A 21,268-nucleotide genomic window follows, 5' to 3' on the forward strand; every position below is an offset into this window, starting at 1 on the left:
TCAGCGGCTGTCCTGGTCTTCGGCGGTGCCGCCGGTACGCCCGGCGCCAGACCCCGTTGCTTCGCCAGTGCTGTTGGAGCCGCCTGCGGCGCCATCGGCCGCATCACCGCCGGTGTCGGCGCTGTCGTTGTCCTGGCTACTGCCGGGGCTGTTGACGCTGCTGCCCTCACCGGCAGTCTTGCCGCCTTGCTGGTCGGTTTTCGGGTAGGTGTCGGTGTTGGTGTTGGAGGTATCGGAAGCAGCGAAACTGGTGGCCGAGCCCAGGCCCAAAGCGAGCGTGAAGAGCAGGGGGAGGGGACGAATGCGGATCATGGCGAATCTCCTGTGCGGATGATCTGTCATTCGTTTGGCTGGCCAGTGATGGCGGGGTGCCCTTGGGGCGACGGGCGGTCACCATCAGGGGCTGCCCGGCAGCCCCCTGGGTTCAGTGTGCGTTGACGCTTGGCGCCTGCGCCTCTGCCGGCTCCAGCGGCGGGTGCTCCTGCGCCGCCTGCTTCAGGTCTTCGGTCACCCGCAACTCGGCACCGGTCGGCGAGAACGTGGTCGAGGCAGTGAACGGTGCCGGGTGCTCCGCCGCCGGGCGTTTGCCCCGGCGCCACAGGAAAAAGCACACCATGCCCAGGTTGACCACGGCAAATGCCCAGAACAGCCCGGCCTCGCCAAACTCGGTCATGGCCGGCGAAATCGCCAGCGGGGCCATGGCCGACCCCAGCGAGTTGATCAGCAGCAGGCCCTGGATCATCGGCACCAGCGCATCGGACGGGGCCCGGTCGGCCGCATGGCTGACCGCCACCGGGTACAGCGCGAACACCCCGCCACCGAGCAGGAACAGCATCACCGGCAGCAACGATGACTGCGACGGCAGGAACACGGTGATCAGCGACAGCACCACGCAAAGCGCTGCCAGGGCGATCAGCACATCCTGGCGGTCCTTGCGGTCGGACCAGCGCCCCACCGGATACTGCAACAGCATGGCGCCGAGGATTACCCAGGCCATCATGTTGCCGACTTCGCCCACGTCCAGGCCGATGCGCTGCAGGTACAGCGGCAGCAAGGCGTAGATCCCGGCAATGGCCACGCCCGAGCCGAAGCAGCCGACCAGCCCGGACGGCGCCACACCGAGCAACTGGCGCGGCTTCAACGGTTCGACCTGGTCCAGCAGCGGCGATACCCGCGGCAGGATCACGATCGGCAGCACCGACAACGCGGCGAGCATCCCGGCCAGCATGAACGGAGCGCTATCACCCAGGTGAGTGATTTCGCCCAAACCGGCCTGGGCAATCACCCCGGCGCCGTAGAAGGCAATCATGTACAGCGCCAGCAACCGGCCGCGGATTTTCGCGTCGCCGGCCAGCAGCAGCCAGCTCTCGATCACCAGGAACACACCGACCGCCGCCCAGCCGTTGATCAGGCGCAGGATCGACCACCAGGTGGTGTCGTAGAAAAGGCCCTGCAGCAGGATGGTCGCGGCGATCAGCGCGGCGAAGCTGGAGTAGGCGCGGATATGGCCGATGCGCAGGATCAGCCGGTCGTTGAAGATCGCGCCCAGGGTCAGGCCCAGGAAGTAGCTCGACGACACGATACCGATCATCGTTGCCGATTCACCGGCAGCGCCAAGGCGCAGGGTCGTCAGGGAAGACATGAAACCGTTGCCCAGGGCAATGATGAAAAGCCCGAGCAGGGGCGCCAGCGCCATGGCCAGCAAACGCGCAGACATACAAACCTCAAGTTGGAGTGGCGGTTGGGAGCGCCTTTTCGAACGCGCACGCCAAACAGGCCCAATGAGGGCCGCAAGGCTGCACGGGTGTGCCTGGGCTGGATGCGACCTGGGCAAGACTCAACCGCTGGCCGCACAAAGAGCTGGGCCGGGCGGGGTCGGTTGAGCCTATTTCACATGGACGGGCATGTGGTCAGGCACGGACTCTGTCGTTGCTGCCGGTTGCCACCGTTCAAGGCGACGGGCGAAAAGGAGGCGCGATTCTACGGCCTGCGAGGGGTTTGCCCAAGGGGGTGTAGAGTGCGACAGGACGCCGCAGGTCGGAATACTTCGGCTTCGTGTCTGGAGCCGACATTGTGTGGGGCTGCTTTGCAGCCCAATCGCTGGCAAGCCAGCTCCCACCCCGACAGCGTGATCCCAAGCATACTGCTGTCCCTGTGTGCCGGCTTGCCGGCGATAGGGCTGCAAAGCAACCCCGCGATGTTGAAGGCTGCGGCATACTGTCGCCCAAACGCTCCAAGGAAGGCCTACCCCATGCTCGCTTCACTGTTCGCCGTTCTGGCCCCGGTCTTCATAGTCGCCGGCATCGGCTACGCCTGGGCCCGCAAGGGCCTGGACTACCCCACCGCATTCGTCGCCCGCATGGTGATGACGGTGGGCACCCCTTCGCTGGTACTGTCGACTCTCAGCCGCACCGAGCTGGATCCGGCAGCCTTCACCAGCATGGCAATCGCCTGCCTGCTGTGCACGCTGGCGATGGCGTTGGGCGGCTGGCTGGTGTGTCGCGCCTCGGGCCAGCACTGGCGCGTGCTGATGCCAGCGTTCATGTTCCCCAATACCGGCAACATGGGCCTGCCCATCAGCCTGTACGCCTTCGGCGAGCATGGGCTGGCGTTGGCGGTAGCGTTCTTCCTTACCCTGTCGATCGTGCAGTTCACCCTCGGCATGGCCATCGCCGGTACGGCGGCCTCGTTCAAGGCGCTGCTGCGCAACCCCATCGTCATCAGCCTGGCTGGGGCCATGCCGATCATCTTCCTGGACTTCGAGCTGCCGCGCTGGCTGGCCAACACGGCAGACCTGCTTGGTGGCATGTCGATCCCGCTGATGCTGCTGACCCTGGGTGTATCGCTGGCGAGCATCCGCGCGCAGCACATCGGCAGCGGCCTGGTGCTGGGCGGCCTGCGCATCGTGCTGGGGGCGGCGGTGGGTTGGGCAGTGGGCATGGCACTGGGGCTGGAGCAGTTGGAGCGCGCGGTGCTGATGCTGCAGTCGGCGATGCCGGTGGCGGTGTTCAACTACCTGATGGCAGTGCGCGCCAACCGGGAGCCGGAGCAGGTAGCCAACCTGGTGATGTGCTCGACAGTGCTGTCGTTTGCCTGGTTACCGCTGGTGCTGGCCTGGTGGCTGTGACGGGACCGGCCCCGCGAAAGGGCCGGTAGGCACCCTCATTTATCAAACAGGCGCTCGTGCACCCAGCCCTTGTTGGTCAGCACCATCGCCCGTGTCTCCTTGGCCGGGGTCTGGTTGGTGGCCACGGCCTCACGCAGCGGGGGGATGTTCGCTTGCACTTCGTTGTTAGCCGCCCAGGCCGGCAGGCCGGTGATCGTGTAGGCATAGGTGACGTTGGAAATCGTCTGGCCCATCACTTCACCCGGCTCGGTGAAACGCTCGATCGCAGTGACCTGCGCCTTGCCGAAACACAGCCCGCCGCGGGTGCTGCCGTTGAGCATCTTCTGCGCATCGGCCTTGTAGTACTTGCGGCCTTCAGCGGTAAGGTCGTAGGCGTAATAGATGTCGGTGCGTGCCGGCTGCCACAGGCGTTCCGGCACTTCGGTGCGGGAGATTTCCTTCTCGCTGACCACGCCGACTTGCGCCAGCGCATGCAGCGCCTTGTTGGTGCCGTTGGTATCGAAGTCCTGGGTCTTGGCGGGGAAAGATGTGACCACGAAGCAATGGGGGTACTGGGTGTCGAGGTAGGCCTGCGCTGCTTTCTGGAAATGGGTTTCGCTGGTGTCCGTGGTGTCCGAGCAGCCGGCCAGAGTGGCCAGTAGCGCCAGCGGTACGAGCTTCCTGTACATGATCAAGCGTCCTTGGATGGCGAAGATAAAACCGGTGGGTCAGAATTAGAACCCACGGGCTAGAGCGGCGCAATCGTGGCAGGACGGCATCTCGACGCGGTTCTCAGATTCACCCCGCGCGGGGCCAGTCATTTTTCATCACGGGTATCGATACTCACCACCACCGACATCCCTGGGCTCAGGCGCCTCGCCGCTGGCTGGTCGGCATCGACAGTGATCCGCACGGGTATCCGCTGGGCGATCTTGACGAAGTTGCCGGTGGCGTTGTCGGCCTGCAGCAAGGCGAACTCGGAGCCTGTGGCCGGTGAAATCTGCTGCACATGGCCCCGCAGCTTCAGGTGGTTGAGGGCGTCCACGGTGAAGGTCACCGGCTGGCCGATGCGCACATTGGCCATTTGGGTTTCCTTCATGTTGGCAATCACCCACACGGTATCGGGCACCAGCGCCATCAGTTGTGCGCCGGAGTTGACGTAGGCGCCCAGGCGGGTGCCGATCTGCCCCAGCTGGCCATCACGCGGCGCAGTGACCCGGGTGTTGTCGAGGTCGATGCGGGCCAGCTCCACGGCCGCCTTGGCGTTTTCAACCGAGGCCTCCAGCGCGGCGCGGTTGACGATGACCGTCTCGCGGTCCTGGCGGGCGATGGCCAGCGCGGCCTTGGCCTGGGCCAGGGTGGCGACGGCGGCAGCCTGGCTGGCGCGGGTAACGTCCAGGTCGCGGCGCGACACCGAGCCATCGCTGACCAGCGCCTGGTTGCGGCTGAGGTCGGCGCGGGCCTTTTCCGCCTGGGCCTTGGCATCGCCAATGGCGGCCTGACGCTGGGCGATGGTGGCTTCGGCGCTATTGCGCTGCTGCAGGTTGTTGGCCAGCGCCGCCTGCTCCTGTTGCAGTTGGGCGATGGCCTGGGCCAGGCGCTGTTTGTAGATGCGGTCGTCCAGTTGCACCAGCAAGTCGCCGGCCTTGACGAACTGGAAGTCATGCACAGGTACATCGACCACATAGCCGCTCAGTTGCGGCCCGATGATGGTGACCTGGCCGCGTACCATGGCGTTTTCGGTACTTTCTATGGCACTGCCGAACGGCGGCAGGCGCCAGGCATAGAGCACCAGCAGGATGCCGGCCAGAGCCACGCAGGCGAACATGACCGAAGACAGGATGCGCACCCTTCGCGTGCGTACCGGGCTGGTCGGTTCGCTGGGCGGTGCGGCGCCTTCCGGGGTTTCGGCAAGGGCAGTGGTGGTGGTTGTGCGGGTTTGGTCGGTCATCGGTTGGCAGTACCGCTGGTGGAGTCGGGTGAAGCGGCCTGGCGGGCTGTGTACCACAGCCAGGAACCGCGGATGCAAATCCAGATCATGGTGAGGATAGCGATGCTGCCGATCAGCATGAACACATCGTTGTAGGCCATGACGTTGGCCTCACGCGTGGCCGCGTTGGCCAATACGCGCAGCCCGGCCTCGCTGCGCAGGGCCGGGTCGGCGAGGATGCCGGCATAACCACCGCCACCGCTTTGCACGCGGGCGTTGACCAGCGGCTCGAGGTAGCTGAGGCGGTCGACCAGGTGGCTGGAATGGAATTTTTCGCGCCAGGTCTGGAAGGTACCCAGCAGCGCGGCGCCGATCAGGCCTCCGAGGTTGTTGCAGATGCCGAACAGCACCGAGAAGCTCACCAGGTTGCGCGGGTTGGCGCGCACGTGGCTGATGCCCAGGGCCATGGACGGGCCGAGGAAGAAGGTGCTGCCAAAGGCCAGCAGGAACTGGCTCAGGTACATCTGCGCCGGCCGCGTGAGGTTGCTTGAGCTGCTGTCCATGAACGCCCCGGTGGCCATGGCCAGCAACGAGATGAACAGCGGGATGACCAGGTGGTTGGGGCTGATGGTCAGCGCGCTGCTGGCCAGGCCCGCCACCGCGCCGAGCAGCATCACCCAGTACAGCGTGCGCATCTGCTCGCTGCCCATGTTCAGCACTTGCAGAAAACCCACGGCGCCGGTGGACTGCTCGGAGGTGACCATGCGGATCAGGATCACGCACAAGCCCAGGCGGATGATGGCGCCGCTGCCCAGCCACCGCGTCATCAGCAGCGGGTTCTGGCGGTTGTGCTCGATGGCCAGGCCACTGAACACCAGGGCGATCGACGCTGCCAGGGCGACCCCGATCCATGGCGCCTCCAGCCACCACTCGATGCGCCCCAGCGACAGGGCGGCGCAGAGCAGGGCGGTGCCGCCGGCCATCAGGGTGAAGGTCAGAAAGTCCAGCGGCTCGAAGGTTTTGAAGCGGTCGCCCGGGGGCAGCTTGAGCAGCAGAACGCAACCGAGCGCGGCCAGCGCCAGGCCCAGTTCGAACAGGTACAGGCCGCGCCACTCAGCGATTTGCAGCAGGTCTTCGGAGAAAATCCGTGCCAGCGGCAGGGCCAGCTGCGAGGCGCCCAGGCCCAGCACCATGGCCTTGAGGCGCCACTGCGCCGGGAACGCCTGGATCATGTAGTACAGGCCCAGCGAACTCAGCGCGGCACCCACCATGCCGTGGGCGGCCCGCACGGCGATGGCCGAGTTGAGGTCGTTGACGAACAGGTGGGCGAAGGTGACCAGTGCGTAGAGCACCAGAAACACTTCGGTGAAGGCGCGCAGGCCGAACTGCTGGCGAAACTTGACCAGCAGCAGGTTGATCGACACGTTGGTCATCACGTAGGCGGCAGGCAGCCAGGCCATTTCTGCGGTGGTTGCGCCCAAGGCACCCTGCAGAAACACCAGGTTGGCGGTGACCAGCGCATTGCCCAGGCCGCCGGTGATCGCCACCAGCAGGCCGACCACACCGAAGGCCAGGCGTTTGGCCGGGGTATGCAAGGGCGTGGAAGGGGAACCGGGCAGGCTCGGCTTTTCGTGCGGGAGCCACTGGTGAGGGGTGTATTTATCCATGGCGCAGACTGTACCCACAGGCCCTACGGCCAGCAAGCCGGCTCACTGGGTTTGCGCTGAGCTTGAGAGCAGCGGGGTACTTGTGGGAGCCGGCTTGCCGGCGATAGGGTCAGTAAAGGCGCTAAAGTGCTCTGGCCAGAAACTCGGCTGTGCGGCTTGCACAACACCCCGCAACATCCCGAGGCGTACCACTCACCACCACCGTGCCCCCCGCATCCCCAGCCCCCGGCCCAATGTCGATCACCCAGTCGCTCTGCGCTACTACGCGCATGTCATGCTCGACCACCACCACACTGTGCCCGCCGTCGACCAGGCGGTTGAGCTGCACCAGCAAGCGGTCGATGTCCTGCGGGTGCAGCCCGTTGGTGGGTTCATCCAGCACATACAGCGTGGCGCCGCGGGCGGTGCGCTGCAGTTCGGTGGCCAGCTTGATCCGCTGCGCCTCGCCGCCGGACAGCTCGGTGGCCGGCTGGCCCAGGCGCAGGTAGCCCAGGCCGATGTCCTGCAGCACCTGCAGGCAGCGCCGGGCCGAGGGCTGTTCGGCAAACACTTCAAGCGCCTGGTCGACGGTCAATTGCAGCACCTGGGCGATGGTCATGCCTTGCCATGTCACGGTCAGCGTCTGTGGGTTGTAGCGTGCGCCGTGGCAGGTCGGGCAGGGCGCATAGACGCTGGGCATGAACAGCAGCTCGACACTGACGAAGCCTTCGCCCTCGCAGGTCGCGCAGCGGCCCTTGGCGACGTTGAACGAGAAGCGCCCGGCATCGAAGCCAAGGGCCTTGGCCTGCTCGGTAGCGGCGAACAGTTTGCGCACATGGTCGAACAGCCCGGTGTAGGTGGCCAGGTTGGAACGTGGCGTGCGGCCGATGGGTTTCTGGTCGACCTGCACCAGCCGCTTGATGCACTCCAGCCCCGCGCTCACGCGCCCGCTGCTGGGCTGCTCGGGCGCGTCTTCAAGGCTCTGTTCCTCGGCCTCGGCCGGCTGTGCGGCATGGCCCAGGTGTGCACTCACCAGCTCCAGCAAGGCCTGGCTGACCAGGCTCGACTTGCCCGAGCCGGAAACGCCAGTGACCGCGGTGAAGCAGCCCAGCGGAAACTGCGCACTGAGCTCACGCAGGTTGTTGCGGGTAATGCCTTCAAGCCGCAACCAGGCCTGCGCCGGGCGCGGCGTGCGGCTGGCCGGCTGTTGCCCGGCGAACAGGTAGGCGCCGGTGCGCGACGCCGCAACCTGTGCAAGGCCCGGTGGCGGGCCGCTGTAAAGCACTTGCCCGCCGTGTTCACCCGCCGCAGGGCCGACATCTATCAGCCAGTCGGCCCTGCGCATGGTGTCCAGGTCGTGCTCCACCACATACACCGAGTTGCCCGCCTGTTTTAGCCGCTGCAGCGCCTCGAAAAGCGCCTCGCTGTCGGCCGGATGCAGCCCGGCCGACGGCTCGTCGAGCACATAGATGACGCCAAACAGCTGCGAGTTGAGCTGCGTGGCCAGGCGCAGGCGCTGCAGTTCGCCGGAAGAAAGCGTCGGTGTGCTGCGCTCCAGGGCCAGGTAGCCGAGCCCCAGGTCGATCAGCGGCGCGATGCGCTCCAGCAACTCGTGGGCGATGCGCTGTGCGGCCAGGCGTTTTTCCAGCGTCAGGGTGTCTTCATGCTGCTCCAGGTAACCGGGTGCCGCCACTGTGCGCAACACCTCGGCCAGTGCCTGCAGCGGCAGGCGCGACAGCTCGCCGATGTCGCGGCCGGCGAAGGTGACTGCCAGCGCTTCACGCTTCAGGCGTTTGCCTTGGCACAGCGGGCAGGGGCTGGGGCGCATGAACTGGGAGACGCGTTTGCGCATCTGCGCACTCTGCGAGTGCATGAACGTGTGCATCACATAGCGCCGGGCACCGCTGAAGGTGCCCTGGTAGCTGGGTTCGAGCTTGCGCTTGAGCGCGGCGCGGGTCTGCGCCGGGGTGAGGCCGGCGTACACCGGTACGGTGGGTGTCTCGTCGGTGTAGAGGATCCAGTCGCGTTGCTCTTGGGGCAATTCACGCCAGGGGATGTCGACGTCGTAGCCCAGGGTCACGAGAATGTCGCGCAGGTTCTGCCCCTGCCAGGCCATTGGCCAGGCTGCCACCGCCCTTTCACGTATGGTTAGCGACGGGTCGGGGACCATGGTCGCCTCGGTCACCTCATAGACCCGGCCCAGGCCATGGCATTCGGGGCAGGCGCCCTGGGGCGTATTGGGCGAAAAGTCCTCGGCATACAGCATCGGCTGGCCCGCCGGGTAGCTGCCGGCGCGGGAGTAGAGCATGCGGATCGAACTGGCAAGGGTGGTGACGCTACCCACCGACGAGCGCGCACTAGGGGTACCGCGTTGCTGCTGCAGGGCCACGGCTGGCGGCAGGCCCTCTATGGCGTCGACATCCGGCACGCCGACCTGGTCGATCAGGCGCCGGGCATAGGGCGCGACCGATTCGAAGTAGCGGCGCTGGGCTTCGGCGTAGAGGGTGGAGAAGGCCAGCGAGGACTTGCCTGAGCCAGAGACGCCGGTGAATACCACCAAGGCGTCGCGGGGGATGTCGACGTCGATGTTCTTGAGGTTATGCTCACGGGCGCCACGTACGCGGATGAAGCCTGGCGGGGTGGGGTGGCGTGGTGGCATGGGGCTTTCCTTCGCGGGGGGCAAGCCTCAAGTTTGCACCATTTGTGCGGGTAGTGCAGGCCTCAGGAGCGCTGCTCACGTGTCCCCAGCACGTCGCGGATGTTGTCCACCACATTACTGTCCTTGATCACATCGCTCAGCCAGCCCTCAAGCGGCATGTTGCCCCACTTGATGGCGCGCTCTATCAGGTACGGTACCGGGCTTTGCGGCTCGGTCTGTTTGAAGAACTGGGCAATGCCGGCGAGCATCGTGAAGGCTTCGTCGCGGGTCAGTGGCGTGGTGCGCATGGGCGCAGGCGCTGCGGCCTGAACGGGCGTATTCATAGGTTCACCTGGCTCGCTGGCTGCGCTGAGGGTGACGGCAGGCTCTGGCTCTGCGGCGACAGGGTGCAGTTCGACGCCGCGGTCCTTGAGCAGTTTCTCTGCCAGTTGGCTGGCCCGCGACAGCATGTCGGCGAGGCTGGCAAAACTTGGCGCTTCGGTACCGAACAGCCGGTCGGTGGTCGCTTGCAGGCGTTGGCAGGCCTGCAGGCTGGCGGCGATCTGCACCGCTTTGGCCTGCAGGTGCTCGGTGTCGCTGAGCACCACCGAGCGCTGGAAGATCTCGGCGTTGATCTTGCCCTCGTTGAGCGCGGTTTGCATCGCCTTGGGGTTCTGCAAGGCAAGGTTTTCTACATGGCGTGATTCGTCGTAACGCAGCACGCCGAAATTCTGCCCTTGGGTAATGGGCAAGCCACCGACAATGTCGGTGAGGGTGGTCTTGAGCCAGGACAGCCGCGCAGCGCGCTCGTCCAGGCCGTCTTCGAGTGACGGGTAGGCACTCTCCCAGAATGTTTCCAGGATACGTTCGCACAGGGTCAGGCCGAAGGTGATGCCTTGGAAGTGATCGCGCTGGGCCAGGCCTTCGTTGAGCCAGGCGACCAGCATCAGGTCCTTGCTCTGCTGCTCAAGCCCTTGGGCCGACAGGTTGATGACCTTTTCCCAGTCGGCGGTTTTCAGGTCGGTCTGCCAGTCGCCCTGGGTCAGGTAGTCAGGGTCTGCCCGGCGCGCCTCCTTGATCTGGTCGAACAAGGCAGAGAAGCTCAAGTCTTCGCCGCTGCCACCGTCGATCGGCGCGGCCAGCTCGGCCAGCGAAAGGCCGTTGAGGAATTCAGGCATAAAACACTCTGATCAGGGGTGAAGAGCAACGTGCCGGGAGGCCCGGCACGCCGCAGGGTATGGGCCGCTTGCGCGGCCCAGGCCAAACAAGTGCTTAGGCAAACACTTTGTTCGCGGTGCGGTCCCAGCCACCGACGATGTTGCCGCCAGCCTGGCCGTCGGTACGGTTCTGCTGGGTGTAGGTGGTTTTGATGCGGGCGAAGTTGAAGCTGATTTCTTCAATCGGCAGGTCGCTTACCGCTTTGTCTTCACCGCCCTGGTTGCCACCGGCGACGAACTTGACCGAGGACACCACCACTTCTTCCATGTCGATGGTCAGGTAGGTGACCTTGTCACCACCGGCACGGTTGACGTTCAGCTTCAGCTTGGCGATGTGCTTGCCGGTGCAGCAGTGCTCGAACAGTTTGGCCGAGGCCTTGTCGACTGCCTTGCGGATCTTGAAGTCGGTCAGCGACACGCGCTCGGAGGATGCACCGCCCGAGGAGCTGGCAGTGGCCGAAGTGGCCTGGGTGGCGCCGTACTCGTAGCCCAGCACTTCGATCCAGTCCTTGTGTTTTTCATCCAGAACTTCGCCCGGGATGCCGTCGATTTGGATATACGCGTCAAATGCCATTGTAAAACTCTCCATTAACATCAATTAAAGGCCGCTCATGCGTCCCTTCGTGTTGACCTCGCCGAACCTGTCAGCAGAGGTAGCTTGCCGCCACCCGGGCCTCCTCCTGTGAGGCCCGGGTGGCCGGTTCTTGCAGCGCGGCCTCAGTTGAGCCCGCGCACTTCGATTTCCACCCGCCGGTTGGGCTCCAGGCACTTGATCAGCTGCGCCCGCGGTTGTTGCATGTCGCAGTTGACCAGCGGTTTGCGGCTGCCTTCGCCCTGTGCACTTACCAGCTCGGCGGGTACGCCCTTGCCGACCAGGTAGGTGCGGATGGTTTGCGCCCGTTGCCGGGAAACCTGCAGGTTGCCTTGGGCATCGCCGAGCTGGTCGGCGTGGCCCGAGATGATGATCTTGCCGATGTTCGGGGTGTTCAGCAGTTTGCTGGCGATAGCGCTCAGCTGGTTCTGGCCTTCGCTCTTGAGGCTCTGGAAGTCGGCGCGGGCAAAGGCGAACAGGGTGTCGGACTCCAGCGTGATGGTTTCGATCGAGCGCAACGACTGGGTCAGCAGGCTGTTGATGTAGTTGCGCGAACTGGACATCAGGAACGCGTTGTCGAGAATGCGCGGCACATCGGGTTCGCGGATCTGGTCGCTGTAGAACACGATCTGGCGGCTGGCGTACAGGTAGTCCTGGTTGGCAGGGCTTTCGCTGCCGGCGGCGTCCATGCGCTTGCCAGTGTGGCGGGCGATGGCCGGGTACCAGTAGTCCGGTAACCTGGCCTTGAGCAATGCCGGGTCGGCCTTTTCCCGCTGGGCAGGTGACAGCATCACGTAGGTGTCCAGCGCTGCCTTGCCGAAGTCGGCGATCGACTGGGCACGGTTGTCATGGGGCAGGGCTTCTGGCTCGACACTGTCGACACCGGTCACCGGCTGCAACTCACGGGTATTGCGCTGGTAGACCTTCAGTGTAGTCAGCAGGTACAGGGTGCGTGTCAGGTTGTCTGCCGTGGGCTTGAGCATCACGTTCTGCAGGGTGGCGAAGTAGCGCGCACGCGCTACCGGCTCGACCGCATGGCCCTGGTACAAGCCCAGGCGCATGCCCAGCGGCACGGCGTGCTCGTGGTGCTGCTGGTAGTAGTGTGCGGCCCAGAAGCGCAGGCGGTCGAGGCTGTGCCAAGGGGCGTACTGGCCAGGGTTGGCCTGGTCTTCGCGCTTGGCCTGGGCCAGTTCGGCGGCCATGGTGTCGAGGGTGTTGCGGTTGTTCATGTACGACCAGCCCCACAGGCTGCACAGCAGCAATCCCGCCAGGCTGGCGGCACCCACCCAGGCGGCCTTGCGCTGGCGTTCACGGCGGTTGCTGGTGTACACCGCCACCAGGTGCTGGTCGGGGATGATCACTTTGCGGAACAGGCTGTTGATGAACAGCGGTGCCGGCTGGCTGTTACCCCCGCTAAGGTCCTGGCCGTGCGCCAGGGCGAAACGCTCGGCGACGTGCTGGCCATGGCTGCCCCACAGGGCGTCGTCGGCTTCCAGCGCGGCGGTGAAATAAAAACCACGCAGCAGTTCGGCGTTCTGGTACGGGTTGGCCCGCAGCAGGCTGTCGACGAATTGCTGCAAGCGTGGCTTGAGCGCAGCCAGTTCGAGCGGGAAGCGGTAGGCGGCATTGTTCTGGCGGGTTACCTGAATATCCTGCTGCATCAGTTGCTGGCTCGCCACCTGCTGCCAATAGCCGGTCAGCTCGTCCATAGCCTTGCCGAAGCGCTGGCCCCAGTCGGCTTGTTCATAGCCTTTGTGCGAGAACGTCTTGCCCATCACCTCGCCGCGCGCTGCGTCATCCAGCTGGCGGTAGAAGGGTGTGAAGCCCGGGATCAGGTCGCATTTGGTGAACACCAGGTAGATGGGCAGGCGTACTTCCAGCAGGGCGCAGCTTTCCTGGATACGCTCGCGCAGGCGCTTGGCCACACGCTCCTGGTCTTCGGCCGAGCCATGCAGGATATCGGCGATGCTGACGCTGACGATCAGCCCGTTGAGTGGCCGGCGCTGGCGGTGCTGGCGTAGCAGCTGCAGAAAACCACGCCACTTGCCGGCTTCCTCGGGGCTGTTCATGTAGCGGCCGGCGGTGTCCAGCAGCACCGCTTCGGAGCTGAAGAACCAGTCGCAGTTGCGCGTGCCGCCCAGGCCTGCAACCCGCGCACCTTCGCGCTCGGCGTAAGGGAAATTGAGCCCGGACTGCAGGATCATGGTGCTTTTGCCGGCGGCTGGTTGGCCGATCACCAGGTACCAGGGCAGGGCGTACAAAGCGTCCTTTGCAGGGGTGGCGCGTGGTTTGTTGCTGTGCAGGCGCTCGATGCTCTGCAGCAGGCGCTCGCGCAGCAGGCTGATTTCTTCGCGGTCGGCCGGGCTGGCGTTGAGTACCGCCTGGTCTGCGTCATCACGCAGCAGCGCCTCAAGGTTGTGGTGCTGGCCTGCGCCACGGTAAAGCAGCAGTACATAGCCCGCCGACAGCAGCAGGAACACGCCAATGCCCGCCAGCAGGCTGTGCAGCGAGGCAAAACCCAGGGCACGGCCCAGGGCCCACACCACGAAGATCGCCAGGAAGAAGGCCAGCCCTAACAGGTAGGGTTGATAGCGCAGGCAGTAGTACTTGATCTTGTTCATACAGGCGTCGCATCCAACGCATCGACAAAGCGGTCGATGACGTGTTCTAGAGGTCGGTCGTAGTCGTGCACGGGCGTTTGTGGCGGCAGCGGGCTGAGCAGGTCCAGGCGTTGGCCGGCTGCCGCCGTGCCGCTGAGCAGGCGATACGCTGTGCCGGTATGGCGCGACGGGAAGCAGTACAGCCGCGGGTGCATGAAATCGTCGGCCAGCAAGGTTACCGCCGGTACGTCATAGCGCCTGGCAATGCGCGTCAGCCAGCTCAGCCACAGGTCGGCGGTGGGGTTTTTCAGGCCACGCTCGGCCGGCAACGGCAGCTCGATACCGCCGTCGAAGTCGCCGTGCAGCGCCAATTGCGTAGCCCGCAAGCGTGCCAGCGCGGTAGCACTGTCGAAGGCCGGCCAGGAGCCCTGCAGCGCACGGGCGATGTCGCTGAAGCTGAAATCATGCAGGAACTTGCCGTGCACACGCCGGAACAGGTCCAGGTCCTGGGCCTGCAGCGGGCGCAGGGCCTTGATGCGTTCGAACAGGCTGGCGCGCTCGGCGCCTTGCACGGCCTGATGCAGCAAAGGCTTGATCTGCGCACTGAACAGCTCGCCGAGGGTGAACGGGTTGAGCAGCGTTTCACCTTCCTGGCCCTTGAGCAGCTGGAAGATGAAGAACGGGTAGCGTCGGGCACTGGCATCGCGGGAGCTGAGCAGGCCGCCCAGCAGCCAGTTGCCATTGCGCGCGCGGTAGCAGAAGAAGCACATCGGCAGTGCATCGAACAACGCCTGCCAGTCCTCGCGGTGGCGCATTGCCGCCAACGAGGCCTGCAGCCAGGCGTCGAACTCGCAGACTTCTTCCGCCGCGCCATGCAGGCTGACGAAGTCCGCGCTCGACGGCAGCTTGCCGAAGCAGCCGATCATCGTGCGCCCCTGCCAGCGTCGTTGAGGGCACTCAGCGCCTTGACGTCGCCCAGGTCGGTGAGTTTGACCCCGCCGAAGTTGCGCACCACCAGGCTGACCCGGCCGTTGGCCGTGTTCCAGCTGAAGCGCTGCTGGATGCCGTCCAGGTCATCGACCCGGGCGCTTTCGTTCATGCGCAGCAGGCCCCAGCGCCCCGGGAAGTCGAACACGGTGATGCGTGCACCGCTGAGGGTGACCACGTCCAGGCGTGCGCCCGGTGCGCTGTTGGTGCCTGGCCAGGCAAAGCGGCTCCAGCTGCTGCGGCCGTTGCGGTAGTGCTGCTCCTGGCCATCAAGGGTGAACACGATGTCGGTAAAGTTGGCCGACGGCTCAAGCATGATCTCGAAGCCGTTGTCGCGGTCCGACAGGCTGGCGATCACCTGACCCACGTTGCTGGCCTTGTCGATGCTGTTGAGCATCCCCGGGTTGACCAGCGCCGGCGCCTTGCCGTTGCTCAGGCCCAGGCCTTCACCGCCGGACAGGTTGCCGATTTCGTTGCGCTTGAAGGTCGGCAGCAGGCCGCTTTCGGGGTCGACGAAACGCTGCAGGTCCTTGACCGAAGCTTCGTTGCGGCTGCCGGTGGCGATCGGGTAACGGTGCGCCATGACCTGCTCCCAGGGCTTGGCGATCTGCTGCTTCCAGGCTTTGGCGATCTGTTGGCCGGCCGGGTCGCGCAGGGTTTCCCAGGCGTACTGGATCGGCAGGCTGAACAGGCCCTGCAGCGAACGCGACAGGCCGTCCTGGCTGGTGTCGACGCTGGTTTCCACGTAGTTGCGCACGGTGGTCACCTCGCTCGGCTGGCCTTCCAGGGTTTCGCTGATCAGCTGCTTGCTGCTTTTACCGACATCCTGCGAGCGCTGGATGTTGTTCATGCGCACCTTGAGCTTGCGCAGCGCGGCCAGGTAGCGGTCCATGATGGTGCTGTCGGCGCCTTCGGCGTTGTTGGCCGCGAACACCCGGGCGACCGGCTCGAAACGCTTGGCCAGGCTGCCGTCGTCCACGGCCGGCAGGCTAGGGGCCATGGCGTCAGGCGCTGCGTCCTTGGCTTCGTCGATCAGGCCGGTGACCTTGCTCCAGAAGCCGTCCGCGCGGGCATTGCCCGTGGGCGTGGCGTCGCGCTTGACCGGCAAGTCCCACTGGGTGTTGTCATTGACCGCTGCCAGCAGGTTCTTCACCGGCGAGTTCTGCACATCGCTGAGCAGCCCGAGGTGTTCTGTGGCCGAGGCCAGGTCGGCGAAGTGGCGCACGCCCACGCTGCTGACCATCTTGTACCAGGCCTGGGTGTAATCGCGTTTGTAGCGGGCCATGAACTCGCGCACGAAGTTGGCTTTCTGCACGATGGCATCGCCGCCTTCGCCGTCGAGCACCCAGTCCGACTCGTTGCGCAGGTTGCCCGACACCAGCTTGATCAGCTCGGGCTTGACGAAGGTGTCCCAGCCCTGGCGGGTATAGATCGCCGGCACGCCGGCAGAGCTGTACAACAGGTTACGGCCAGGCGTTGGCACCAGGTCGTTGAGGCTCAGCGCCGGGAACTGGCGGCTGGACTCCAGTTGCAGGCGCAGGTATTCGCGATCCACCAGCGAGCTGGAAATCATGAATGCCTTGAGGTTCTGCCGGGTTTCGTCGATCAGCTGTTGGTTACGCGGCAGCGACGGCGCCTGGCCTTGCTCCAGCAATTGAACGTACAGAGGGGCGTTTTCGCTGATGACCGCAGCGTCGGTGGGGGAACCTTGGGTTGCGGCGCCTGCCCAGGCCTGCGGCAGGCTGGCGGCGACGAAGGCTGGGTCGGGGTGGGCTTGTGGCTCGGTCAACAGCAGGTACAGCTTGAGGGTGTTGTAGGCCTCGATGATCGACGCCACCTGCTGTTCGTCCAGGCGGCCGAGCATCTCTTCGGACAGTGACAGGCCGCCGGTGGTGGCGGACAACTCGGCCGCGTCGCTGGCCGTGGCCAGGTTGACCTTGGACGCGTAGGCGCCGGCACGGGTTTTGGTCAGGGCCGCCTGGGCCTTGGCCGCCAGGCGAGGCGCCAACGGTTTGCCATTGCGGCTTTTCGGCGCCGGGGTGAACTCCAGCTCCTGGTTGATGCCGCTGGCAAAGGTGTTGAACGCACGCATCTGCATCTGCAGGCTGCGGGCAATCGGCTCCAGTGCCTGGCTGCGCAGTTGCGCCAGGTAGGCGTTGCGGGCCACTTGGTGAATCGCCTCGCCGTGGTACAGGCCGGCGCTCAATTGCAGCGGTACACCCTGCTGGCGATGGGCCTCGACCGTCGCCATCTGCCCGCGCAGCACTTCCAGGCCTTTACCGGCAGCCAACAGCTGTGCGCGGTCATCGGCGCGTTCGATCTCGGCCAGTTGGCCACGCAGGCTGTCCAGCCACTGGCGGTTGTTGGCGAACGATAGCGCCTGCCAGCCGATAAAGGCCACCCCGGCGGCAGCGGCCAGGCCCAGCAACAGGGGGCTGAAGCCTGCCTTGCGGCCCAGGCGCGACTGGTACAGGGTCAGGTCGCGGTCGGGGAAAATCACCTGGCGGAATGTGTCGGTGATGAAGTAACTGCGGTTGCCCTGCGTGTTGCTGGCCGGCTGGGCGCCTTCGTCGTGGGCCGCTTGCAGGGCAAAGTCGTCGGCGATGACGTCTTCGTACACCTGGCCCAGTTGCTGCTCGGTCTGCAGCGCACTGGTGAAGTACAAGCCGCGCAACAGCAGCGGGGCAGCGCCACCCTGGCCGCGGGTGAAGTGCTCAAGGAACTGCTCCAGCACGCCATTGAGTTCTGCGAAGTACTGGGGGAAGTTGAGCAGTGTGCTGTCGGCATCTGCGCCGAGGCTGATCATCTGCGCATCGACGTGGCGGCGGATGTGGCTTTGCAGGTTTTTCAGGCGAGTGTTGAGCACTGCCTGCAAACCGTTGTTGCGGATTTCCGACAGGCCAAAGGTCATGCCCAGCGGCTGCTGGCGCTGGTGCAGGTCCAGGCCTTCGAAGGCCTGGTTGAAGCCGGGCAACTGGTCGGTCTTGCTCAGCATCAGGTACACAGGCGGGTTGGTGCCCAGGCACTCGGCGTATTCCTCCACGCGCGCCACCAACTGCGCGGCAAGCGCGTTACGCCCGTCGCTGTTGGCCGCCAACAGTTCAGGCAGGCTGACCACCAGCACCAGGCCGTTGATCGCTGCCTTGCCGCGTTGCTTGCGTAGCATGCGCAGGAAGGCTGAAAACTCGCTGGCAGACTGATCGTCGCGCAGGTAACGGCCTGCGGTGTCGATCATCACTGCGTCGGGGCTGAAATACCAGTCACAGTGCTGGGTGCCACTTTCGCTGTCATTGGCGGTGGCGATGCTGGCCGAGAGGCCCGAGTGGGTCAACAGCGAGGTTTTGCCTGCAGCCGACATGCCGATCACCAGGTACCAGGGCAGGTCGGACAGGGCCGCCTTGCCACCGCCACCGGCGGAGCGGTCGGTGCGTAGCATGGCGATGGCATGCTTGAGGCGCTCGCGCAGCACTTGCTGGTCGCGGAATTCACCGGTGGCGTTCCACGAGCGATCGACCTCGATCTGCAGCAGGTTCTCCAGGTTATGCTCGGCGCGGATGCGCTGGTACTGGCGCAGCACGATCACCAGCAGGAAGCAGGCGCTGATGATGGCCAGCGCTTCGGGCACATGGTGGCGCAGCCAGGGCACCATCGGTGCCACCAGCCAGCAGATCAACAGGGTCACCAACCACAGCAGTGGCAGGAGAATCCAGAAACTCTTCAACAGACGCAGTAATGTTTTCATGTCTTCCTGACTCGGCTACCTGAGGTGTGCTCAGGCACTGAACAGCTGGCGGATTTGTTCGGAAAGGGCGGCGACATCCTTGTCCAGCAACCAGTCGAGCGTCAGGTACACCGCGACACAGACCAGCGCAATCAACACCAGGTACACCCACAGCGGTACTTCGTGGCGCAGCATCTGCGACACCTGGTCGGGCAGGGCCCAGTCCGGCGAGAGGGTTTTGGGTGGTTTGCGGTAGCGCGCGATGTCCTGGCCCAGGGCGTTGGCCAGGTAGCGCAGCTGGTCTTTCTGGCCGAGGCTGAACTTGCCCTCGAAACCCAGCGCCAGGCACAGGTGGTAGACCTCCAGCACATCGAGGTTCTGTTTGACGTCGGCGCGCAACGCTTCGACCTTCTCGAAGAAGCCTTCACCGGCCAGGTGCACGCCAAAGTAGCGGAACTGCAGCGGTTGCAGCTCGAAGTGCCCGCGCAGTTCGTTGTCGCCGGAGCGCAGCACGCTTTCGTCGAGGAACGCGCATAGGGCGTATTGGGTGTCCTTGACCTGCTCGACGCTGTAGTTGGCGGCGCGGGCATCGCGCTCCAGGTTGGCGAAGAAGCGGTCGACGCTGGCTTCGAAGGCTTGTACTGACGTGACCTGGCGGCCACGGCGGACAATCAGCGCCATGCTGATGAAGTCCTGTACCAGGCCCTTGAGGGTCGGTTTGTCGCTGGCGGGCGCAACGGCGCCCTGTTGCAATACGGCTTCGGTCATTTGAGCACCGCCATCAGTTCAAGCTTGAGGTTGGTAAAGGCGCTGGGCGCATAGAAGCAGATGGTCTGGGCGTTCATCATTCGCTCGTAGACATGGCCATGCGGCTCGATGGCGAAGTACTGGTTGTCCAGGCGTACCGGAATGGCGTTGGGCAACCGCGCAGCATGGTTGAGGGTGACGCCGGGCATGGCGCTGTTGACCACCACTTCGATGTCTTCCGGCGAGCCCACCTTGAACGCCCGTGGCACCAGCTCCAGCAGGCTGGCACCGGGCATGTCGGCGTGTACCGAGATATAGAAGTCGGCCTCGACCAGGCGCGGGTCGCGCAGTTGCCCCTGCCAGTACGACGGCTTGGTCTGGGTGAGGTTGATGACGATGCACTGGTTGGGCACGACATTGTCGAGCATCACCCGGATCATCTCGTCCAGTTTGACCAGTGATGCCGCCGGGTCGTGGTGATCGTATTCGGGGACATCACTAAGCTGGGTGTCGAGGGTGAACGTCAACAGCCCGCCGGCAAGGTCGGCCAGGAACAGGTACAGGCGCTCGGGGTGCAGCCGCGGGTGGGCCAGCAGGTGGGCCAGTTGCGGGTGCGCACGGTTGACCGTGTTCAGCAACCAGAACAGTGTGACGTCGCTGGAGCCGAATTCGGCGATCTGGTCGGCGCGCTCACGGCGCCGGCCCGACAACGCCTTGCTCTTGGCCTGCAGGGCACCGAGCAGGCGCTTGCCGATGCCGGCCAGGGTCTCGTGGCTGCCCAGGTGCAGGGTGGGGTGGACGAAGTGCGGGTCCAGGTTGAAGCCGCCCATGCTGTTGCGGGTGAGTTTGGCCAACGGGCAATGGCTGTAGCCATCGAGGCTGTCGCCATCGACCAGCAGCACCACATTCAGGCGCAGGCTGGTGATTTCGTTTTCCAGTTCACCTTCGTTAAGGTCCGGCAGGGTGTCGAACTGCTTGCGAAAGCGCCGCGCCGCCTTGTGCTCCTGGCCATCTTCGACATAGTTCAGGCCGAAGGGCTCGGGCAGCTTGAGTGCGGCGTAAACCTTCAGGTCGTTGGCCTTGAGCAGGTCCTTGAGGTCGCGCGCGGCCGGCAGCGGGTCGTGCTGCGGCGCGTCGTACAGGCTGCCGTCCGGAAACACCAGTTTCAGGCGCTTGAGCTGCAGCGAACCGTTGGCCAGGGCATCTTCGTCCACCTGCAGCGCCTGCACGCCCCAATGGAACGGGGTGCCGCGCAGGGTGGCCTCGGCCAGCTGGTGCTGGTGGAACTCATCCTGGTATTGGAAGTGCTGGGGCAGCAGGAACATGCCTTCCGACCACATCACCCGGCTCTGCTTGCTCATTTGACGCTGTCCACTAAAGAGTTGAAGGTTGAATCCATGGCGTTGCTGGCCGATTTACCCGCAGCGTCGGTGGCCTTTTCGATCACGGCGTCCTGCACTTTGTCGGTGAGGGCAGGCGGCGCATCGTCGGCCTTTTGCGCAGCAGCCAACTGGTCGGCGGTGGGCGGCTTGTTCAGCACATCGACGCCACGCAGGGCGCTGATTTCGGTGTTGTCCACCAGTACCCGCAGGCCATCGGACGAGAACCAGATACCGTCCTTGCGCAGCGACTCGGCATCGAATGCGACCTTCCAGCGGGCATCCTGCTCATTGCGGAAGAACGCTGCCACGCCGACATAGCGGGCGGTCTTGGCCAGCGGCCACTGGTCGGTCTGGCCGATACCCGGCAGCAGGGTCAGCTCGCGGGCTTCGACCAGCGTGTTGCCCAGGGCTTTCTCCGGTGCGTCCCAAAGCGTCTCGGCGTCGGTGGCTGCAAAGCGCTCGAGGTCGGTCAGCTGGTACACGCGCATCACCACCGACAACGGCTTGCCCTCGGCGTCGGGGTTGAGCTGGTTACCGCCGTCGGAGGTCAGGATGACCTTCTCGCTGTCGGCCAGCATGTCGGCCGCCCAGCTGTCTTCCATGCGCTTGCCGATACGGTCGGTGACGCCGCAACCGGCCAGTGCCAGCAGCAGGGCTGCGACGGTCAGGCGCTTCAGGGCAGTGTGTGTGTGGTACATGACT

The 21,268-nt window shown here is 65.0% G+C and carries 15 protein-coding genes; 1 reads left to right on the plus strand and 14 read right to left on the minus strand.

Annotated elements, in window-relative coordinates; all coding sequences use genetic code 11:
• Together ACMGF5_RS21115 and ACMGF5_RS21120 are read right to left on the minus strand one after the other, a co-directional pair.
• On the minus strand, positions 1 to 312 hold the full coding sequence (locus tag ACMGF5_RS21115; protein WP_125923079.1) for a hypothetical protein: 312 nt from the start codon (positions 310 to 312) through the stop codon (positions 1 to 3).
• 112 nt (positions 313 to 424) lie between these two features.
• Entirely contained in the window at positions 425 to 1,717 is a 1,293-nt protein-coding gene (locus tag ACMGF5_RS21120; RefSeq protein WP_204917874.1) for an MFS transporter, read from the minus strand.
• A gap of 534 nt (positions 1,718 to 2,251) precedes the next feature.
• Here ACMGF5_RS21120 and ACMGF5_RS21125 point away from each other — a divergent pair.
• Entirely contained in the window at positions 2,252 to 3,127 is an 876-nt protein-coding gene (locus ACMGF5_RS21125; RefSeq protein ID WP_115274973.1) for an AEC family transporter, read from the plus strand.
• Positions 3,128 to 3,162: 35 nt separating this feature from the next.
• Here ACMGF5_RS21125 and ACMGF5_RS21130 read toward each other — a convergent pair whose 3' ends face one another.
• From ACMGF5_RS21130 to tssJ, 12 genes are all read right to left on the minus strand, one after another.
• Positions 3,163 to 3,795, minus strand: a complete 633-nt coding sequence (locus tag ACMGF5_RS21130; RefSeq protein WP_115274972.1) for a hypothetical protein — start codon at positions 3,793 to 3,795, stop codon at positions 3,163 to 3,165.
• A gap of 128 nt (positions 3,796 to 3,923) precedes the next feature.
• Positions 3,924 to 5,057: an HlyD family secretion protein gene (locus tag ACMGF5_RS21135; RefSeq protein WP_115274971.1), complete on the minus strand. Its 1,134-nt coding sequence runs from the start codon at positions 5,055 to 5,057 to the stop codon at positions 3,924 to 3,926.
• Entirely contained in the window at positions 5,054 to 6,703 is a 1,650-nt protein-coding gene (locus ACMGF5_RS21140) for an MFS transporter (protein ID WP_251962795.1), read from the minus strand. The genes ACMGF5_RS21135 and ACMGF5_RS21140 overlap by 4 nt, the downstream gene beginning before the upstream one ends.
• A 121-nt stretch (positions 6,704 to 6,824) precedes the next feature.
• A complete protein-coding gene (uvrA, locus tag ACMGF5_RS21145; protein ID WP_414157157.1) occupies positions 6,825 to 9,341 on the minus strand; it encodes an excinuclease ABC subunit UvrA in 2,517 nt (838 codons plus the stop codon).
• Between the two features lie 62 nt (positions 9,342 to 9,403).
• Positions 9,404 to 10,498: a type VI secretion system protein TssA gene (gene tssA / locus ACMGF5_RS21150; protein WP_039602990.1), complete on the minus strand. Its 1,095-nt coding sequence runs from the start codon at positions 10,496 to 10,498 to the stop codon at positions 9,404 to 9,406.
• Between the two features lie 94 nt (positions 10,499 to 10,592).
• The gene (locus ACMGF5_RS21155) at positions 10,593 to 11,111 is read right to left on the minus strand and encodes an Hcp family type VI secretion system effector (RefSeq protein WP_012314358.1); all 519 of its coding nucleotides are present in this window, start codon (positions 11,109 to 11,111) and stop codon (positions 10,593 to 10,595) included.
• 143 nt (positions 11,112 to 11,254) lie between these two features.
• The gene (tssM, locus tag ACMGF5_RS21160; RefSeq protein ID WP_404602204.1) at positions 11,255 to 13,750 is read right to left on the minus strand and encodes a type VI secretion system membrane subunit TssM; all 2,496 of its coding nucleotides are present in this window, start codon (positions 13,748 to 13,750) and stop codon (positions 11,255 to 11,257) included.
• Positions 13,747 to 14,655, minus strand: a complete 909-nt coding sequence (gene tagF, locus ACMGF5_RS21165; RefSeq protein WP_414157158.1) for a type VI secretion system-associated protein TagF — start codon at positions 14,653 to 14,655, stop codon at positions 13,747 to 13,749. The genes tssM and tagF overlap by 4 nt, the downstream gene beginning before the upstream one ends.
• Positions 14,652 to 18,458 (minus strand): type VI secretion protein IcmF/TssM N-terminal domain-containing protein, encoded by a 3,807-nt coding sequence (locus ACMGF5_RS21170; RefSeq protein ID WP_414157159.1) that lies wholly within the window; start codon positions 18,456 to 18,458, stop codon positions 14,652 to 14,654. The genes tagF and ACMGF5_RS21170 overlap by 4 nt, the downstream gene beginning before the upstream one ends.
• 30 nt (positions 18,459 to 18,488) lie before the next feature.
• Positions 18,489 to 19,205: a type IVB secretion system protein IcmH/DotU gene (gene icmH / locus ACMGF5_RS21175; RefSeq protein ID WP_012314362.1), complete on the minus strand. Its 717-nt coding sequence runs from the start codon at positions 19,203 to 19,205 to the stop codon at positions 18,489 to 18,491.
• Positions 19,202 to 20,545, minus strand: coding sequence for a type VI secretion system baseplate subunit TssK (gene tssK / locus ACMGF5_RS21180; RefSeq protein ID WP_174141527.1), 1,344 nt, complete (start codon positions 20,543 to 20,545; stop codon positions 19,202 to 19,204). The genes icmH and tssK overlap by 4 nt, the downstream gene beginning before the upstream one ends.
• Complete coding sequence (gene tssJ / locus ACMGF5_RS21185; RefSeq protein WP_161871231.1) at positions 20,542 to 21,264, minus strand: type VI secretion system lipoprotein TssJ; 723 nt, start codon at positions 21,262 to 21,264, stop codon at positions 20,542 to 20,544. Before tssJ ends, tssK begins: the two co-directional genes overlap by 4 nt.
• Positions 21,265 to 21,268: the final 4 nt, after the last annotated feature.

This window comes from Pseudomonas sp. BNK-15, assembly GCF_047456105.1.
GTDB classification, from domain to species: domain Bacteria; phylum Pseudomonadota; class Gammaproteobacteria; order Pseudomonadales; family Pseudomonadaceae; genus Aquipseudomonas; species Aquipseudomonas putida_E.

Coding starts and splice junctions, on each gene's coding strand:
- tssM (WP_404602204.1), bottom strand. CDS start 13,750: ATGAACAAGATCAAGTACTACTGCCTGCGCTATCAACCCTACCTGTTA.
- ACMGF5_RS21140 (WP_251962795.1), bottom strand. CDS start 6,703: ATGGATAAATACACCCCTCACCAGTGGCTCCCGCACGAAAAGCCGAGC.
- ACMGF5_RS21135 (WP_115274971.1), bottom strand. CDS start 5,057: ATGACCGACCAAACCCGCACAACCACCACCACTGCCCTTGCCGAAACC.
- uvrA (WP_414157157.1), bottom strand. CDS start 9,341: ATGCCACCACGCCACCCCACCCCGCCAGGCTTCATCCGCGTACGTGGC.
- tagF (WP_414157158.1), bottom strand. CDS start 14,655: ATGATCGGCTGCTTCGGCAAGCTGCCGTCGAGCGCGGACTTCGTCAGC.
- tssK (WP_174141527.1), bottom strand. CDS start 20,545: ATGAGCAAGCAGAGCCGGGTGATGTGGTCGGAAGGCATGTTCCTGCTG.
- ACMGF5_RS21170 (WP_414157159.1), bottom strand. CDS start 18,458: ATGAAAACATTACTGCGTCTGTTGAAGAGTTTCTGGATTCTCCTGCCA.
- ACMGF5_RS21125 (WP_115274973.1), top strand. CDS start 2,252: ATGCTCGCTTCACTGTTCGCCGTTCTGGCCCCGGTCTTCATAGTCGCC.
- ACMGF5_RS21115 (WP_125923079.1), bottom strand. CDS start 312: ATGATCCGCATTCGTCCCCTCCCCCTGCTCTTCACGCTCGCTTTGGGC.
- ACMGF5_RS21120 (WP_204917874.1), bottom strand. CDS start 1,717: ATGTCTGCGCGTTTGCTGGCCATGGCGCTGGCGCCCCTGCTCGGGCTT.
- tssA (WP_039602990.1), bottom strand. CDS start 10,498: ATGCCTGAATTCCTCAACGGCCTTTCGCTGGCCGAGCTGGCCGCGCCG.
- tssJ (WP_161871231.1), bottom strand. CDS start 21,264: ATGTACCACACACACACTGCCCTGAAGCGCCTGACCGTCGCAGCCCTG.
- ACMGF5_RS21155 (WP_012314358.1), bottom strand. CDS start 11,111: ATGGCATTTGACGCGTATATCCAAATCGACGGCATCCCGGGCGAAGTT.
- icmH (WP_012314362.1), bottom strand. CDS start 19,205: ATGACCGAAGCCGTATTGCAACAGGGCGCCGTTGCGCCCGCCAGCGAC.
- ACMGF5_RS21130 (WP_115274972.1), bottom strand. CDS start 3,795: ATGTACAGGAAGCTCGTACCGCTGGCGCTACTGGCCACTCTGGCCGGC.